The organism is Pseudomonas sp. GM25 (assembly GCF_000282255.1).
Taxonomy (GTDB): Bacteria; Pseudomonadota; Gammaproteobacteria; order Pseudomonadales; family Pseudomonadaceae; genus Aquipseudomonas; species Aquipseudomonas aphyarum.
This window is the reverse complement of record NZ_AKJQ01000034.1, coordinates 183,705-198,809: the sequence shown is the minus strand read 5'-3', so window position 1 is coordinate 198,809 and position 15,105 is coordinate 183,705. Positions and strand designations below refer to the sequence as shown.

Below are 15,105 nucleotides of genomic sequence, written 5' to 3'. Positions count from 1 at the left end.
CTGTAGACGTACATTTTTATCGGGGTTTAACAACAATAAAAAGTTCTGTCTGTTTTTTCGTCTGCTGATCGTAAATAAATAATAGCTAGGAGCCGTTATGAAAAATCTAATGCAATGGAACAGCCTTCCCTCCGAATCCAATGAATGGCTCGAGAAGGTGCGTGCACTGAATCCGCTGATTATTCAGCACCGCGATTACAGCGAGCAGACAAATGCGACGCACAAGGATGTGATGTCCCGATTCTTCAAGGATGGTTTTGGCCGCACCTCGGTGTCCAAGGCGTTTGGCGGGTCCCAGGTCGATATCCAGACCACCTCGGCCCTGCTGCTGGAATTCGCCCGGTTTGACGCCTCGCTGTCCTGGCAACTGGCGGTGCAGGTGGCGATGGGACGCCTGTCGGATTACCTGCCGGAAGCCACTTCCGAAGCGATCTACAACCACTGCGACGGTTTCGTGATCGGCGCCATCCACTCCGGCGGCGAAGCGCTGCCGATGGGCGACGAGTACCTGCTGAGCGGCAAATGGGCGTTCGCCAGTGGCTCGGCCCACGCCGACTGGCTGGTCTGCACCGCCACCGTCAAAGGCACCGAAAACAACACTACACCGGAAGTGCGGATGTTCTTCGTGCCCGCCAGCCAGTGCACCATCCTGCCGACCTGGGACACCCTGGGCATGCGCGGCACCGGCAGCCATCACTTCCAGTGCTCCAGCGTGATCGTCCACAAGTCCTTCTCGCTGGACGTCGAAACCCTCAAGCAATCCCCCGAAGCGCGCAGCTCCCGGGCCTACGCCACCGGTTACTACGAGTTCGGCACCCTGGCGGCGATGTCCACCGTGCTGGGCGTGGCCCGCGCTGCGGTCGATCATTTCCGCAACGACCGCGCCGTGAACACCGATCCGGGTCTGGAAGGGGTGATCTTCGAGAAGACCGGTCGCGCCATTTCCTCGGTGCACACCGCACAACTGTTGCTGGAAGATGCGATCCACCAGGTCATCAACCGGGGTGAAACCGTCGGCGAACCGGTCAGCGCCCGTGTCGGTCTGGCAGCCTCGGTGCTGACCGAGAACTCGGTCAATGCGGTCAACCAGATCTACTCGATGGCCGGTTCCAAAGCCGTCTACAAGTCGCACTTCCTGGAGCGTTGCTTCCGCGATATCCACACCGGTTCGAAGCACTTCACCCTGTCGCCTTTGAACTTGCACGGTATCGGTAAGTACTACCTGGATAAAACCAACGTACTGGCCGCGGCGTAACAGCGGATAAATAAAGCGGGCGCGTTTACAAGTGAAAGTTCACAGGGATCGATAACGCGCCCGTCTTTAGTTGCACCTTTATTTTCTTAAAACTCAAACTTTTGTGCTCGCAGCAAAGAGTCAAGGGAGTGCCACATGCTTGCTCGAAACATTATCAAGTCGCTGATCTTTATTGTTCTTGTGGTGGTGTTGTCCGCTGCACTGGGCTGGCGTTTCTGGTCGCCGCCACCGGCGGCGGCCGAGCAACGGATCCCCAGCACCCGGGTCGGTCTGGCCGTGGTCAAGAAGCAGCCGTACACCTACTACCTCGAAGCCATCGGCAAACTTGAAGCTCAGCGTCAGGTGCTGGTGTCGGCTGAAGTCAGCGGCAAAGTGGTGGACATCGATTTCGAGTCCGGCGATGAAGTGAAGGCGGGGCAAGTGCTGCTCAAGCTCAACGATGCGCCGGAGCAAGGCGAACTGGTGCGCCTGAAAGGCGAGTACGAATCGGCCAAGGCGCAGTTCGCCCGGGTCCAGGAACTGGCCAAGACCGGCGCCGAAAGCCGCCGTGCCTTCGACAGTGCCCGCGCTCAATATGACGCGGCCAAAGGCGACATGGAGCGCATGCAGGCGCAGATCGCCCAACGCCACATTCGTGCGCCGTTCGCCGGCACCCTCGGTATTCGCCAGGCGCATCTGGGCCAGTATCTGCAGGCCGGTAGCGCGGTGGCGACCCTGACCGATCCGGGTTTGCTGCGCGTCAACTTTACCCTCGCCGAGCGCGATGGCTCGGAAGTGCAACTGGGCCAGACCGTGCAAGCCAAGGTCGATGCCTGGGGTGACGCGACCTTCGCCGGCAAGATCGTCGCGGTCGATCCGCAGATCAACCAGTCCCACACCATCAACGTTCAAGCGGTCATCACCGACACGCAAAAACGCCTGCGTCCCGGCATGTACGCACGGGTCTCGGTGACCCTGCCGCAGACCGCCGAGCTGCTGATTCCGGAAACCGCGATCACCTACAACGCCTACGGCGAAAGCGTGTTCTCGGTCTACACCGACGAAACCGGCGTGCAGAAGGTCAAGCGCGAAAGCATCAAGGTCGGCGAGCGCCGCGATGGCTGGGCGGTGGTCGACAAGGGCCTGACCGAAGGCGTGCAAGTGGTGACGTCCGGCCAGCTCAAACTCCACGACGGCGTGGCGGTGGAAGGCGTGCCGGACACGATTGCTCTTAAACTCAGTGGGCTGGAAAAATGAATTTCACCGACCTCTTTCTTCGCCGCCCGGTGCTGGCCGTGGTGGTCAGCACGCTGATCCTGCTGTTCGGGGTGCGCGCGCTGATGAACCTGCCGATCCGCCAGTACCCGATGCTGGAAACATCGACCATCACGGTCACGACCCAATATCCCGGCGCCTCTTCGGAACTGATGCAAGGCTTCGTCACGCAGCCGATCAGCCAGGCCGTGGCCTCGGTCGAAGGCATCGACTATCTGTCGTCGACCTCGACCCAGGGCCGCAGTCAGGTGACGATCCGCATGGCGCTCAACAGCGACTCCATCGCGGCGCTGACCGAGGTCATGGCCAAGGTCAACCAGATCAAATACCGCTTGCCGAAGGACGCGTACGACCCGGTGGTGGAACGCACTTCCGGCGGCTTCACCAGCGTGGCCTACGTCGCGTTCGCCAGCTCCAACCTGACCATTCCGGAGATGTCGGACTACATCTCCCGCGTCGTCGAGCCGATGTTCGCCGGCATCGAAGGCGTGGCCAAGATCAACATCATGGGCGAGCAGAAACTGTCCATGCGCCTGTGGCTCGATCCGCAGCGTCTGGCCGGCTACGGCATGACCGGGCAGGACGTTTCGGCGGCCATTGAGGGCAACAACTTCCAGGCAGCACCGGGTCAGGTCAAAGGTCTGTACGTGGTCAGCAACCTGCGGGTGAACACCGACCTGAACAGCGTCGAAGACTTCCGCGACATGGTGCTGCGCAACGACAACGGCCACATCATCCGTGTGCGTGACGTCGGCACTGTGGAACTGAACGCGGCCTCAACCGACACCAGCGGCGCGATGAGCGATGTGCCGGCGCTGTTCCTCGGTCTGGACGCGGCGCCGACCGGCAACCCGCTGGTCATCGTCAAACGCGTGCGTGAATTGCTGCCGCAGATCCAGGAAACCCTGCCACCGGGCGTGACCGTGCAGATCCCGTTCGAAGTGGCGCACTTCATTCAGTCCTCGATCGACGAGGTGAGCTACACCCTGCTCGAAGCGCTGGTGATCGTGGTGCTGGTGATCTACCTGTGCCTCGGTACGTTCCGCACCGTGCTGATTCCACTGGTGACCATCCCGCTGTCGATGCTCGGCGCGGCGATGCTGATGCAGATGTTCGGCTTCAGCCTCAACCTGCTGACCCTGCTCGCCATGGTGCTCGCCATCGGGCTGGTGGTGGACGACGCCATCGTCGTGGTGGAAAACGTCCACCGTCACATCGAAGAGGGCAAGACGCCGTTCGACGCGGCACTGATCGGCGCCCGTGAAGTGGCCGGTCCGGTGGTGGCGATGACCTTCACCCTGGCGGCGGTGTATGCGCCAATTGGCTTGATGGGCGGCCTCACTGGCACGCTGTTCAAGGAGTTCGCGCTGACCCTGGCGGGCGCCGTGGTGATTTCCGGCATCGTCGCCCTGACCCTGTCGCCGATCATGAGTACTCGCCTGCTGGACGCGAAGACCAGCGAAGGTTTCATGGCGGTGAAGGCGGACCGTTTCTTCCAGTACCTGTCCCGTCGTTATGGCGCGCTGCTCGGCGGTTCGCTGGCACGACGCTGGATCAGCCTGAGCGTGGCGCTGGTGATCTTCTTCAGCCTGCCGTTCCTCTATCGCTCGGCGCAGACCGAACTGGCGCCGCTGGAAGACCAGAACATCCTGCTGACCGCGATCAAGGCACCGCAGCACGCCAACCTGAATTACCTCGAGGCCTACGCCCACGAGCTGTACAAGACCTTCAACGAAATCCCCGAGGGCTACAGCAACTGGGTGGCGAACGGCTCCGACGGTCTGTCCAACAGCGTCGGCGGGATCAACCTGGTGGACTGGGAAAAACGCGGCCGCGACGCCAACACCATCCAACCTGACTTGCAGGCGCGGGTGAACCAGATCGAAGGCACGAGCATTTTCGTGTTCCAGATGCCGCCGTTGCCGGGCTCCACCGGTGGTCTGCCGGTGCAGATGGTGATCCGCAGCGATCAGGAATACCTGGCGCTGTACAACGTGATGGATCAGCTCAAGCAGGCGGCGCAGGCCAGCGGTCTGTTCGCGGTGGTCGACAGTGATCTGGACTTCAACAACCCGGTGGTGGAAATCCAGGTTGACCGAGCCAAGGCCAACGCCCTGGGCATCCGCATGCAGGACATCGGCGAGACGCTCAACAGCCTGATCGGCGAGAAGTACGTCAACCGGTTCTCGTTCCACGGCCGCTCCTATGACGTGATTCCGCAGTCGGTGTCGGCGGATCGTCTGACCCCGGAAACCCTGAAGCTGTATTACGTGAAGGACCAGAAGGGCAATCCGGTGCCGCTGTCGACGCTGGCCACCCTCAGCGTCAAGGTCGAGCCGAATCGCCTGACCCAGTTCAACCAGCAGAACTCCGCCACGTTCCAGGCCATTCCGGCGCCGGGCGTGACGTTGGGTGATGCGGTGGGCTTCCTGCAGAAGCAATCGGAAAACTTCCCGGCCGGCTTCAGTTTCGACTGGCAGTCCGACGCTCGCCAATACGTGCAGGAAGGCAACAGCCTGGCGTTCACCTTCGGCCTGGCCCTGGTGATCATCTACCTGGTGCTGAGCGTGCAGTACGAGAGCTTCCGCGACCCTTTCATCATTCTGATCAGCGTGCCGCTGTCGATCTGCGGGGCCCTGGTGCCGCTGGCGCTGGGCATGACGTCGATGAACATCTACACCCAGATCGGCTTGATCACGCTGATCGGTCTGATCAGCAAGCACGGGATCCTGATGGTTGCATTCGCCAACGAGTTGCAGCGCCAGCAAGGCATGGACCGCGTGCAAGCGATCCAGCACGCCGCGCAGGTGCGTCTGCGGCCGATCCTGATGACGACTGCGGCGATGGTGGTCGGCCTCGCGCCGCTGTTGTTCGCCAGCGGTGCCGGCGCCAACAGCCGCTTCGGCCTGGGCCTGGTGATTGTGGTGGGGATGCTGATCGGCACCTTGTTCACCCTGTTCATTCTGCCGTCGGTGTACACGCTGCTCAGTTCGATCAAGCAACCGAGCCACGCACCCGAAGCCGAACCGGCCGGTGTGCCGCAACCCATCCTGTGAGGACGTGACATGCATTCGATTACACGTTTGATGCTGGCGCCGCTGGCGGCGTCCATCCTGTTGGCGGCGGGTTGTGTGAACTACGCCGGGATCGATCATCAGGGCAAATTGCTGGCGGTCGGCGATGCGCCGTCCGACACCCTGAAAGACAAACTGCCGCCGGCCCAATGGCCGCGTGCGGACTGGTGGACATCGCTGGGCGATCCACGTCTGGGCGCGTTGATTGAAGAAGCGTATGCCAGCAACCCGGACTTGCAGGAAGTCGCTGCCCGGGTCGCAAAGGCCAACGCATTTCTCGACCTGCGCGACGCCGAGCGTTATCCGGAAATGGACGCGTCGGCGGGTGTCACTCGCGGTCGACTGTCGCGCTTCGAAGACTACAGCGGCGAGGGGCACAAGTACTTCACCGCACGCAATCTGGCGGTGAATTTCAGCTACACCTTCGACCTCTGGGGCGGCCAGCGTGCCGCCTGGGAATCGGCGCTCAACAGCGCAAGGGCGGCGGAAGTCGATCTGCAATCGTCACGGCTGATTCTGGCGACCAACGTGGTCAAGGCTTACAACCAGCTGGCGTATGCCTGGCAGGTCTCGGAGCTCAACCAGCGCGATCTCGAACGCCTGAGCAAACTGGTTGACCTGACGGATTCACGTTACGGCTCGGGCCTCGACAACCTGTCGCAACTCAAGCAGGTGCAGAGCCTCAAGGCGCGTTCGGAATCGACCCTGATTGGCGCCAACGAAGACATCGAAATTGCTCGTCTTCAACTGTCGGCGCTGATCGGCAAGGGCGTTGATCGTGCGCACACCCTTGAGCGGCCATCGAATCTGCAAGCGAGTGTGGTGGCTTTGCCGGCGCAGTTGCCGGCTCAACTGTTGGGCCGTCGTCCGGACATCGTCGCTGCGCGTTGGCGCGTGGAGGCCGAGACCAAGAACGTCGAGGCAGTGAAGACCACGTTCTACCCGAACATCAATCTGGTGGCGGCGGCGGGTTCTCATGCGCTGACCGGTGATGCGCTGTTCGCCGGGGTCAGCAAGTTCTGGAACGTGGCGCCGACAGTGTCGCTGCCGATCTTCGATGCCGGGCGTCTGCGTTCGGACCTGAAGGCCGGCAATGCCGAACTCGACAGCTCGATCGCGCAGTACAACCGGGTGTTGAATTCGGCCCTGCACGAGGTGGCGATTTCGGTGACGCAGCTGCGTTCTTTCGAGCAGCAGATCGTCGTGCAGCGCGATGCCTGCTCGATTGCGCAGTCGTCTTACGATCTGTCGCAGTCGCGCTACAAGGCCGGGGAGGACACGTTCCTCGATGCGCTGAACATCGAGCAGCAATTGATCCAGGACGAAATGCGCCTGGCCTTCCTCAACAGCAAACACATCGACAGCTCGGTTTCGTTGATGGCCGCGCTGGGTGGCGGCTTCCAGGCGCCTGCGCTGGAGACAGCGCAGAGCAGCGATTTGTAGTTGTTTTGCGGGACGCCGCCCTCGGGGCGGCTGTCGCGGGGAAAAAGCATCTTGTGTATAGTCTTACTGTTCTCGTATAGACGAATACAAGCCGGATTTTTCCCGCCTATATCATCAAGGGTACCTACCTATGAACGTCCCGAATCATCCCAATCAGGATCAGATCCTTCTGGAAAATGTGCTGAACGCATTGGGAAGCCCGCTACGCCTGACCGTGTTGAAAGTGTTGTCCGATGGCCAGGAACATCCATGCGGCCGGATCCTCAAGGGCGCATCGAAGTCGACCATGACCCACCACTGGCGGGTTCTGCGCGACAGCGGTCTGATTTGGCAGCGCCCTTACGGTCGGGAAAACCTGTTGTCCCTGCGTCGTGAAGACATGGACGTGCGTTTCCCGGGATTGCTCGACTCGCTGCTGTCGGCGGTCAAGACCGATGAACAGACCATCAGCGTCATCAGCAAACACGAAGTGACCGAAGAAAACGGAGCCGAGTGACAGACACCGCCGGTGAAGGGTTGGCCTTCCACGGCAACCAACAATTCACCATCACCAGGAAGGTGTGAGCGGGTATGGATACAAGTCATTACTGGTCGTCGCGACCGCTGTCGGAATTGACCGGCTCCGAGCATCACTGGCTGTTTTTGCCCGGGGCACTGACCCCACGTCTGAAAGCCATGGGCGATTATTCAATCGAAGTTGTCGAGCAGTCCCATGGCCCGCTCAATCCTGAAGAAGCGCAAGCGCTGAACGTGCCGCCGTCGACCATCGGCTGGGTGCGCGAAGTGGTGATGAAGCTCGATGGCGAAGCCTGCGTCACCGCGCGCAGCCTGACCAGCGTGCCGGCGCTGAATGGCGACTGGGCGGATCTGAACGGCTATGGCCGTCGACCGCTGGCCGAGATTCTCTACACGTCGGAGCAGACCCTGCGCGAGCCTTTCCAGTGCGCCTTGCTGTCCCCCGGCGCACCGCTGGCGGCGCTGTCCTATCGCTTCGCGCCACAGGCCAAACGTCTGTTGGCCCGGCGTTCGCGTTTCACCCGAAATGGCTCGGCGCTGTTGGTCTGCGAGTGCTTTTTGCCTGCCTTCTGGGCACGGGTTGAATACGCTCAGGCGCTCAAGTCGGCCTGATGAAAAAAACCTGCGGGAGTGAAATCCCGCAGGTTTTTTTTCGCCTGTTTTTCAGAGCCGGATCACCGCTTCGATCTGCTTGATGGCCGGCGTCAGCGCTTGCGCCAGTTGCTCGGCTTTCGAGGTCGGGCGCATGGTTCTCGACGAGCGCAGAAACAACGGATCATCGAACCGCTTGCGCAGCCGTGCCAACGATCCGCTGATGGCGGGTTGTTTGACGTGCAGGCGCTCGGCCGTGCGCGACACGCTGCGTTCGCGGAATAGCACCAGGAAAATGATGATCAGGTTCAGGTCGATATCCGCGAAGTTGTCTTCATTGAATAGCATGGTTACATCCCTGTCATGACCCGCCGGCCGGCGTCAGCCGAGGCCGGCGGGTGTCTGGATCACTGCTCGGGTGCCAGGCGCAGTTCGTCGTTCAGACGGTAGTAACTGCGGTTGAAATAGACCAGGCCTTCCGTGGCCTCGCTGTGTTGCTGCAGTTCGAGGATTTCACAGTAGAAGATGCTGTGGGTGCCGACCTCGTCGACCTTGCTGACCCGGCAATCGAGGCTGACCAGCGCCTCTTCGATCACCGGCGAACCGGTCTTGAGGGTCTGGCAATTCACGCTGGAAAAACGCTCCTGCATGCTCAACTGCCGATTGGCGAACGCGCCGGACGTTGACTGGTGGTCACCGGTCAGGACGTTCACGCACAGCACGCCATTGGTCTTGAAATGCTCGTGATTGGAAGACGAGCGATTGACGCATACCAGCAGCGTGGGCGGTGAATCCGTCACGCTGCACACCGCCGATGCAGTAAAGCCGAAACGCCCCGCAGGGCCATCGGTCGTGACGATGGTGACGGCACTCCCCAGCATCGCCATTGCATTACGAAACTCCGTTGAATCAACCATCGCGTCACCTCATTCCATGTAGGTTTAATGGAGCCGATCCGTTCTTCCTTGTCCGTTGTCGTTGTGCGAAAACGGGTATCGGGCAACACGTTCGCTCTGGCGATATAGTACGTATGTATACGTACCTTGCAAGCTATTCCTTGTGCTTATTTTGCCGTCGATACACTCGACAGGCATTGCTGCTGCGCGTGTTCAAGGCTGGCCTCCAGCGCGCTCAATTCCTCTTGCTGTCGGCTGAGTTTCAGCAGCTGCGCCGCGATCTCTCTTTGCTTGTCGGCAATCGCGCGGCGGGCCTTTTCATAAGGCGTGAGTTCCGGTTGGCCGGCAAAGATCGCCTGCAATTCCCGGAGGCGAAAACCCAGCGCCTGCGCGCATTTGATAAAGCTCAGCAGTTCGACCGTCTGCGGGTCGTAAACCCGGTATTTGCCCTGGCGCGGGGCCTCGGGCACCAGGCCGATCGACTCGTAATGGCGGATGGTCTTGATCGTGGTTCCCGAACGCTGTGCGGCCTGGCCGATGTACATGTGCAAATCCCTTTTCTCCGTCAGCGGGCATGCGCACCAATAGCGGAAAACTCAATGGCGGGCAATCGATCCGGCCTGCTTCAGCCAGGTTTCGCGCTGATGGTCGCTGGCGCCGAGCACTGGCCCGAAGGTTAGCGTCCGGCGTGGTTCGATACCGCAGAACGCCAACGTGTTCCTGCGTACTTCGTGCAGGCCGGGCATGCGATAGATCCAGCGGTAATACCAGGGCGGCGTGTCCATGGTGACCAGCAGGTGGGCGCTGCGACCTTGCAGGAGTTTGTCGGGAAACGCTTTGCCCTCGCGGTATTTGAAAGCGAAGCCGGGGAGCAGGACCCGGTCGAAAAAACCTTTGAGCAGCGCCGGAATCCCGCCCCACCAGATCGGGTACACCAGCGTCAGGTGCTCGGCCCACAGCAGGTCGGCCTGAGCCTGGAGCAGATCCGGTTCAAGGGTCTGAACCTGACGGTAACCTTCGCGCAGGATCGGGTCGAAATCGAGTTGGCCGAGGGCGATTTCCCGCACTTCGTGCCCGGCTGTGCGGGCCGATTGGGCGTAGCGTCCGGCCAGTGCGGCGCAAAAACTTTCGTTGGATGGATGGCCGAGAATCAACAAAATCCGCTTGCCCATGATGACTGCCCCTGAGGAAGAAACCCCAAGGGTAAAGTCTGCCCCTCAGGGCAGAGTCAAGGCATCCAGCAATGCGCGGGCATAGGCGGGGAGGGCGTCGAAGTCCCGGGCGCACAGCAACAGTTTGCGCCTGGCCCAGCCTTCATTCAGCGGCAGGGTCTTGAAGGCTTGCGGCGCAGCGCGCTGAACCGCCGCCAGCGGCACGATGCCCAGCCCGGCACCTCGGGCCACCATGCGCATCACCCCGTCGAAACCATCGGCGCGGATGCGGATCTGCATCCGCGAACCGCTGTGCAGAGCCTGTTCTTCGAGGTACACCGCCAGTGCGCTGTCGGCATGCAACCCTACGAAGTCGTAACGTAGGGCGTCGCTGAAGCTGACATTGGTCGCGTCAGACAGCGGATGTTCCAGCGGCAGAATCAGCACCAGCGGATCACCGCGAAAGGCTCGGGTCTGCAAGTCGGTGGTGTCGATCGCGTCGGACACAATGCCCAGATCCGCCGCGCCTTGGCGCAAGGCATGGGTGATGCGAGCGCTGGGCAACTCCTGCAGATCGATGTCGAGGTTGGGATGCTCTCGCAAGAAATCCGCCAGCACCTCCGGCAGGTATTCGCTGAGTGCCGTTGTGTTGCACAACAGGCGCACCTGACCTTTGACGCCGCGGGCGTACTCGGCCAGATCCTGTTGCAGACGTTCGGCCTGTTGCAGCAACACCCGCGCATGTTGCGCCAGGGCCTTGCCGGCCGGCGTCGGCGTGACACCACGGCGCCCGCGCTCAAGAAACTCGGTGCCCAGCGACGCTTCCATCGCCCGGATCCGCGCACTCGCCGCCGCCAGCGACAGATGACTGCGCGCGGCGCCGGCGGTGATGTTGCCGCTGTCGAGGATGTGCAGATACAGGCTTAGGTCGGTGAGGTCGAAGTGCATGACGCGTGACTCTTGCTGAGAGAGAGGCTGCCTCAGTGTATGACAGATTTTCAGTTCACCCGCGCAGGCGCACAGTATCGCCATGAACGCACTCGCAGATTTCTATCAAAACCTCGGTCTGACCCTGTCATTGCTGGTGATTGCGACCTTCGTCGTCGCCGGCATGATCAAGGGTGTGATCGGTCTCGGCCTGCCCACCGTCGCCATGGGCCTGCTCGGTCTGGCTATGGCACCGTCGCAGGCTGCGGCGTTGCTCATCATTCCAGCAACCCTCACCAACGTCTGGCAACTGGCGTTCGGCGGGCATTTGCAGGGACTGGTGAAGCGCTTGTGGCCGATGCTGCTGGCGATCTTTCTCGGCACGGCCGTCGGCACTCTATGGATCGGCATGGCGGGCGGGCATTGGGTCGTGCGCGGACTTGGCGCGGCGTTGTTGCTCTATGCGCTGAGTGGATTGTTCCTGCCGACGCTGAGTGTCAGTCGCCGCCATGAACCGTGGCTTGGTCCGCTCTGTGGCGTGATCACCGGCGTCATCACATCGGCCACCGGCGTGTTCGTGATTCCCGCCGTTCCGTACATGCAGGCCCTGGGCTTGAGCCGCGATGAACTGGTCCAGGCGCTGGGCCTGTCCTTCACCGTGTCGACCCTGGCGCTGGCCGGCGGATTGCTCTGGCGCGGGTCGCTCGGCGGTGCGGAATTGAGCGCTTCGCTGCTGGCGCTGATCCCGGCGGTGCTCGGGATGTTGCTCGGCCAATGGCTGCGCCAGCGCATCAGCGCCGTGCTGTTCAAGCGGGTGTTTTTCATCGGTCTGGGCGCGCTCGGCGCCCATCTGCTGATCAGCGGTTAGCGGACGAATCGCTGAGCATTTCAATCGGGCGAATATCGAAATCACGCTCCAGGTACTCCATGCGCTGGGCCAGGAACTGCTGCATGTGCGGCAGGTTCGAGTGCACGTCCAGATGCGCCTGGCTTTCCCAGATCTCGTAGAAGATGAACAGGCTCGGGTCTTCCTTGTCGCGCAGCATGTGGTACTCGATGCAGCCGGGTTCGGCGCGGCTCGGTTCGACGTAGGCGCGGAAAAACGCTTCGAAGGCCTCGGCTTTTTCCGGGCGGGTCTTGGCGTGCAGGATGAAACCCTGGCGTTCGCTCATCGCAAAAAACTCCATTCAGATTCAGATGGCGGCCAATCCTACGGCAACAATCGGCGTTCGATTCGTGCGTTTTACTCAAATGAATTTTGCGCAACCGGTGCTTATTCCGCGCGAGGCGGATCGCTAATCTGCCGCCATTCAATTTTTCCCCTTCTCCATCCAGCGCTCTGCGCTGCGCATCGGAATCCGATCGAGGCTCTCCCATGAAAAAAGTGCTGTTGCTCAATGGCGGTAAAAAATTCGCCCACTCCGACGGTCGCTACAACACCACCCTGCACGAAGCCGCGCTGAGCGTGCTGGATCGCGGCGGGGTCGACGTCAAGACCACCTTCATCGACGAGGGCTACGACGTCGCCGAAGAAGTCGCGAAATTCCTCTGGGCCGACGTGATCATCTATCAGATGCCGGGCTGGTGGATGGGCGCGCCGTGGACCGTGAAAAAGTACCTCGACGAAGTCTTCACCGAGGGCCACGGCAGCCTCTACGCCAGCGACGGTCGCACCCGTTCCGACTCCTCGCAGAAGTACGGCAGCGGCGGTCTGATCCAGGGCAAGCAGTACATGCTGTCGCTGACCTGGAACGCACCGCAGCAGGCGTTCGATGATCCGACCGATTTCTTCGAAGCCAAAGGCGTGGACGCGGTGTACTTCCCGTTCCACAAGGCCAACGAGTTCCTCGGCATGACCGGCCTGCCGACGTTCCTCTGTGTAGACGTGATGAAACGCCCGAACATCGAAGCGGATGTGGCGCGTTACGAGCAGCATCTGACCGAGGTGTTTGGCCTCAAGGCCTGACGCTCGGCTACTATCGAAGGCCTGAGCTTGCGCAGCAGGCCTTTCGATTCGAGGACACCCGTGAAAGCCAGATCCGATGAGTTGCAGATTTTCGTCTGCGTGATCGAGTGCGGTTCGATCTCCGCCGCCGCCGAGCAGGTCGGACAGACGCCGTCGGCGGTCAGCCGCACGCTGTCGCGGCTGGAAGCCAAGCTCGACACCACGCTGATCAACCGCACCACTCGGCGCATGGACCTGACCGAGGAGGGCAAGTATTTCTTCGAACAGGCCAAGCTGATCCTCGACCAGATGGATCAACTCGAAGAGCGCCTGTCTTCCCGTCAGCAGACGCCATCAGGACGGCTGCGCATCAACGCCGCCTCGCCGTTCATGCTCCACGCCATCGTGCCGTACATCGACGAATTCCGGCGGCTGTACCCGGACATCCAGCTCGAACTCAACAGCAATGACCTGATCATTGACCTGCTGGAACAAAGCACCGACGTCGCCATCCGCATCGGCACCCTCGCCGATTCGACGTTGCATGCCCGCTCGCTGGGTTGCAGTCCGCTGCTGATCGTCGCCAGTCCTGCCTATCTGGAAAAACACGGTGCACCGCTCCAGGTCGCCGATCTGAGCGAGCACACCTTGCTCGGCTTCACCCAGAACGAAGGCCTCAACCAGTGGCCGCTGCGTTACGTGCACGGCGACCGCTGGCCGATCACCCCGGCGATCAGCGCCTCCAGCGGCGAGACGGTTCGGCATCTGGCGCTGGAAGGCCAAGGCATTGCCTGTCTTTCGCATTTCATGACCATCGACGACATTCGCGCCGGGCGCCTCAAGGTGTTGCTGGCGGAATTCAACAGCGGTTATCGCCAGCCGATCAACGCGGTGTACTACCGCAACTCGCAGCTGGCGCTGCGCATCCAGTGCTTCCTGGATTTCATCCAGAGCAAACTGGCGGCTTACGCCAGCGCCGATTTCAAAGGCTGATTCGTGATCCCTGCGCAACAGTGATTTGGTTGTTGGCGGGTTTTTCCACCGGGCTCGCCGGTCGATACTCGTTGCATCACTTACTCACGCAGGGAGTTTCTCCATGAACGTATTCGTCACCGGCGCTGCTGGTTTTATCGGCGGCTCCATCGCTACCGGTCTGGTCCAGGCCGGCCACGCCGTCACCGGTCTTGTACGCAGCGCCGAACAGGCCAATGAGCTGAAAGCACTGGGCATCACCCCGGTGATCGGCACCCTCGACGACAATGCATTGCTGGCCGAACAGGCCCGCGCCGCCGATGCCGTGATCAACGCCGCCAGCAGCGATCATCGCGGCGCGGTCGAAGCCTTGCTCGATGCCCTGCGCGGCTCGAACAAAGTGTTCCTGCACACCAGCGGTTCGAGCATCGTCGGTGATGCCTCGGGCGGCAAATCCAGCGACGTCATCTACTTCGAAGACAACCTGCCGGAGCCGACCGTCGACAAGGCCGCACGCGTGGCCATCGACAACCTGATCCTCGACGCAGCGAAGGACGGCGTGAACTCGGCCGTCATCTGCAACACCCTGATCTACGGCCACAGCCTGGGCGTCAATCGCGACAGCGTGCAACTGCCGCGCCTGCTGAAACAGGCGCGCAAAAGCGGCGTAGTGCGCCACGTCGGCACCGGCCAGAACATCTGGTCCAACGTGCACATCGAAGACGTCGTGGCGCTGTACCTGCTGGCCCTGACCAAAAACGTTCCGGGCACCTTCTACTTCGTCGAAAGCGGCGAAGCGTCGTTCATCGACATGACCACCGCCATGGCCCAGGCCCTGAACCTCGGCGAGCCACAAGACTGGCCACTGAAAGACGCCGAAGCCGAGTGGGGCTACGAAATGGCCAACTACGGCCTCGGTTCAAACAGCCGCGTACGCGGCAAACACGCCCGCGAACTGCTGGGCTGGGCGCCGAAGCGCACGTCGGTGGTTGAATGGATTCGTAACGAAATGGTGTGAGTCCACGCTGAAAAGGTGACGCCCCCAAGACCGGTGGAAGCAAGCTTGCTTGTTTTCACCGGT

The 15,105-nt window shown here is 61.3% G+C and carries 16 protein-coding genes; 10 read left to right on the top strand and 6 right to left on the bottom strand.

Translation table 11 applies throughout. The features are described from left to right. The first annotated feature begins 97 nt into the window (after positions 1 to 97). The 6 genes from PMI24_RS11190 to PMI24_RS11165 all read left to right on the top strand — a co-directional run bounded on the left by PMI24_RS11190 (position 98) and on the right by PMI24_RS11165 (position 8,154). A complete protein-coding gene (locus tag PMI24_RS11190; protein WP_007953854.1) occupies positions 98 to 1,255 on the top strand; it encodes an oxidoreductase in 1,158 nt (385 codons plus the stop codon). A gap of 135 nt (positions 1,256 to 1,390) precedes the next feature. Beyond that, positions 1,391 to 2,491, top strand: coding sequence for an efflux RND transporter periplasmic adaptor subunit (locus PMI24_RS11185; RefSeq protein WP_007953852.1), 1,101 nt, complete (start codon positions 1,391 to 1,393; stop codon positions 2,489 to 2,491). Then, positions 2,488 to 5,565: a MexW/MexI family multidrug efflux RND transporter permease subunit gene (locus PMI24_RS11180; RefSeq protein ID WP_007953851.1), complete on the top strand. Its 3,078-nt coding sequence runs from the start codon at positions 2,488 to 2,490 to the stop codon at positions 5,563 to 5,565. The genes PMI24_RS11185 and PMI24_RS11180 overlap by 4 nt, the downstream gene beginning before the upstream one ends. A gap of 9 nt (positions 5,566 to 5,574) precedes the next feature. Then, positions 5,575 to 7,026, top strand: a complete 1,452-nt coding sequence (locus PMI24_RS11175) for an efflux transporter outer membrane subunit (RefSeq protein ID WP_007953849.1) — start codon at positions 5,575 to 5,577, stop codon at positions 7,024 to 7,026. Positions 7,027 to 7,156: 130 nt separating this feature from the next. Continuing rightward, positions 7,157 to 7,522 (top strand): ArsR/SmtB family transcription factor, encoded by a 366-nt coding sequence (locus tag PMI24_RS11170; protein ID WP_007953843.1) that lies wholly within the window; start codon positions 7,157 to 7,159, stop codon positions 7,520 to 7,522. A gap of 74 nt (positions 7,523 to 7,596) precedes the next feature. Further along, positions 7,597 to 8,154: a chorismate--pyruvate lyase family protein gene (locus PMI24_RS11165; RefSeq protein WP_007953840.1), complete on the top strand. Its 558-nt coding sequence runs from the start codon at positions 7,597 to 7,599 to the stop codon at positions 8,152 to 8,154. Between the two features lie 51 nt (positions 8,155 to 8,205). Here the strand turns inward: PMI24_RS11165 and PMI24_RS11160 are convergent, their stop codons facing one another. The 5 genes from PMI24_RS11160 to PMI24_RS11140 form a co-directional block, all read right to left on the bottom strand. After that, on the bottom strand, positions 8,206 to 8,481 hold the full coding sequence (locus tag PMI24_RS11160; protein ID WP_007953837.1) for a helix-turn-helix domain-containing protein: 276 nt from the start codon (positions 8,479 to 8,481) through the stop codon (positions 8,206 to 8,208). A 59-nt stretch (positions 8,482 to 8,540) separates the two neighbouring features. Then, complete coding sequence (locus tag PMI24_RS11155) at positions 8,541 to 9,050, bottom strand: flavin reductase (protein WP_007953834.1); 510 nt, start codon at positions 9,048 to 9,050, stop codon at positions 8,541 to 8,543. Positions 9,051 to 9,196: 146 nt separating this feature from the next. After that, complete coding sequence (locus PMI24_RS11150; protein ID WP_007953832.1) at positions 9,197 to 9,574, bottom strand: MerR family transcriptional regulator; 378 nt, start codon at positions 9,572 to 9,574, stop codon at positions 9,197 to 9,199. Between the two features lie 51 nt (positions 9,575 to 9,625). Beyond that, the gene (locus PMI24_RS11145; protein ID WP_007953830.1) at positions 9,626 to 10,201 is read right to left on the bottom strand and encodes an NAD(P)H-dependent oxidoreductase; all 576 of its coding nucleotides are present in this window, start codon (positions 10,199 to 10,201) and stop codon (positions 9,626 to 9,628) included. 45 nt (positions 10,202 to 10,246) lie between these two features. Further along, a complete protein-coding gene (locus PMI24_RS11140) occupies positions 10,247 to 11,128 on the bottom strand; it encodes a LysR substrate-binding domain-containing protein (protein ID WP_007953827.1) in 882 nt (293 codons plus the stop codon). An 82-nt stretch (positions 11,129 to 11,210) separates the two neighbouring features. On the opposite strand from PMI24_RS11140, the gene PMI24_RS11135 reads away from it, so the two are divergent. Then, positions 11,211 to 11,975 carry a sulfite exporter TauE/SafE family protein gene (locus PMI24_RS11135; protein ID WP_007953826.1) on the top strand — a complete coding sequence of 255 codons (765 nt, stop codon included), beginning with the start codon at positions 11,211 to 11,213 and terminating at the stop codon, positions 11,973 to 11,975. Here PMI24_RS11135 and PMI24_RS11130 read toward each other — a convergent pair. Next, complete coding sequence (locus PMI24_RS11130; protein ID WP_007953825.1) at positions 11,965 to 12,279, bottom strand: putative quinol monooxygenase; 315 nt, start codon at positions 12,277 to 12,279, stop codon at positions 11,965 to 11,967. The two genes, PMI24_RS11135 and PMI24_RS11130, sit on opposite strands and share 11 nt — an antisense overlap. A gap of 203 nt (positions 12,280 to 12,482) precedes the next feature. On the opposite strand from PMI24_RS11130, the gene PMI24_RS11125 reads away from it, so the two are divergent. The 3 genes from PMI24_RS11125 (at position 12,483) to PMI24_RS11115 (ending at position 15,042) form a co-directional block, all read left to right on the top strand. Beyond that, the gene (locus PMI24_RS11125) at positions 12,483 to 13,073 is read left to right on the top strand and encodes an NAD(P)H-dependent oxidoreductase (RefSeq protein WP_007953824.1); all 591 of its coding nucleotides are present in this window, start codon (positions 12,483 to 12,485) and stop codon (positions 13,071 to 13,073) included. Positions 13,074 to 13,133: 60 nt separating this feature from the next. Then, on the top strand, positions 13,134 to 14,045 hold the full coding sequence (locus PMI24_RS11120) for a LysR family transcriptional regulator (RefSeq protein WP_007953823.1): 912 nt from the start codon (positions 13,134 to 13,136) through the stop codon (positions 14,043 to 14,045). Positions 14,046 to 14,148: 103 nt separating this feature from the next. Beyond that, a complete protein-coding gene (locus PMI24_RS11115; RefSeq protein WP_007953821.1) occupies positions 14,149 to 15,042 on the top strand; it encodes an NAD-dependent epimerase/dehydratase family protein in 894 nt (297 codons plus the stop codon). Positions 15,043 to 15,105 lie beyond the last annotated feature (63 nt).

Coding starts and splice junctions, on each gene's coding strand:
- PMI24_RS11190 (WP_007953854.1), top strand. CDS start 98: ATGAAAAATCTAATGCAATGGAACAGCCTTCCCTCCGAATCCAATGAA.
- PMI24_RS11185 (WP_007953852.1), top strand. CDS start 1,391: ATGCTTGCTCGAAACATTATCAAGTCGCTGATCTTTATTGTTCTTGTG.
- PMI24_RS11180 (WP_007953851.1), top strand. CDS start 2,488: ATGAATTTCACCGACCTCTTTCTTCGCCGCCCGGTGCTGGCCGTGGTG.
- PMI24_RS11175 (WP_007953849.1), top strand. CDS start 5,575: ATGCATTCGATTACACGTTTGATGCTGGCGCCGCTGGCGGCGTCCATC.
- PMI24_RS11170 (WP_007953843.1), top strand. CDS start 7,157: ATGAACGTCCCGAATCATCCCAATCAGGATCAGATCCTTCTGGAAAAT.
- PMI24_RS11165 (WP_007953840.1), top strand. CDS start 7,597: ATGGATACAAGTCATTACTGGTCGTCGCGACCGCTGTCGGAATTGACC.
- PMI24_RS11160 (WP_007953837.1), bottom strand. CDS start 8,481: ATGCTATTCAATGAAGACAACTTCGCGGATATCGACCTGAACCTGATC.
- PMI24_RS11155 (WP_007953834.1), bottom strand. CDS start 9,050: ATGGTTGATTCAACGGAGTTTCGTAATGCAATGGCGATGCTGGGGAGT.
- PMI24_RS11150 (WP_007953832.1), bottom strand. CDS start 9,574: ATGTACATCGGCCAGGCCGCACAGCGTTCGGGAACCACGATCAAGACC.
- PMI24_RS11145 (WP_007953830.1), bottom strand. CDS start 10,201: ATGGGCAAGCGGATTTTGTTGATTCTCGGCCATCCATCCAACGAAAGT.
- PMI24_RS11140 (WP_007953827.1), bottom strand. CDS start 11,128: ATGCACTTCGACCTCACCGACCTAAGCCTGTATCTGCACATCCTCGAC.
- PMI24_RS11135 (WP_007953826.1), top strand. CDS start 11,211: ATGAACGCACTCGCAGATTTCTATCAAAACCTCGGTCTGACCCTGTCA.
- PMI24_RS11130 (WP_007953825.1), bottom strand. CDS start 12,279: ATGAGCGAACGCCAGGGTTTCATCCTGCACGCCAAGACCCGCCCGGAA.
- PMI24_RS11125 (WP_007953824.1), top strand. CDS start 12,483: ATGAAAAAAGTGCTGTTGCTCAATGGCGGTAAAAAATTCGCCCACTCC.
- PMI24_RS11115 (WP_007953821.1), top strand. CDS start 14,149: ATGAACGTATTCGTCACCGGCGCTGCTGGTTTTATCGGCGGCTCCATC.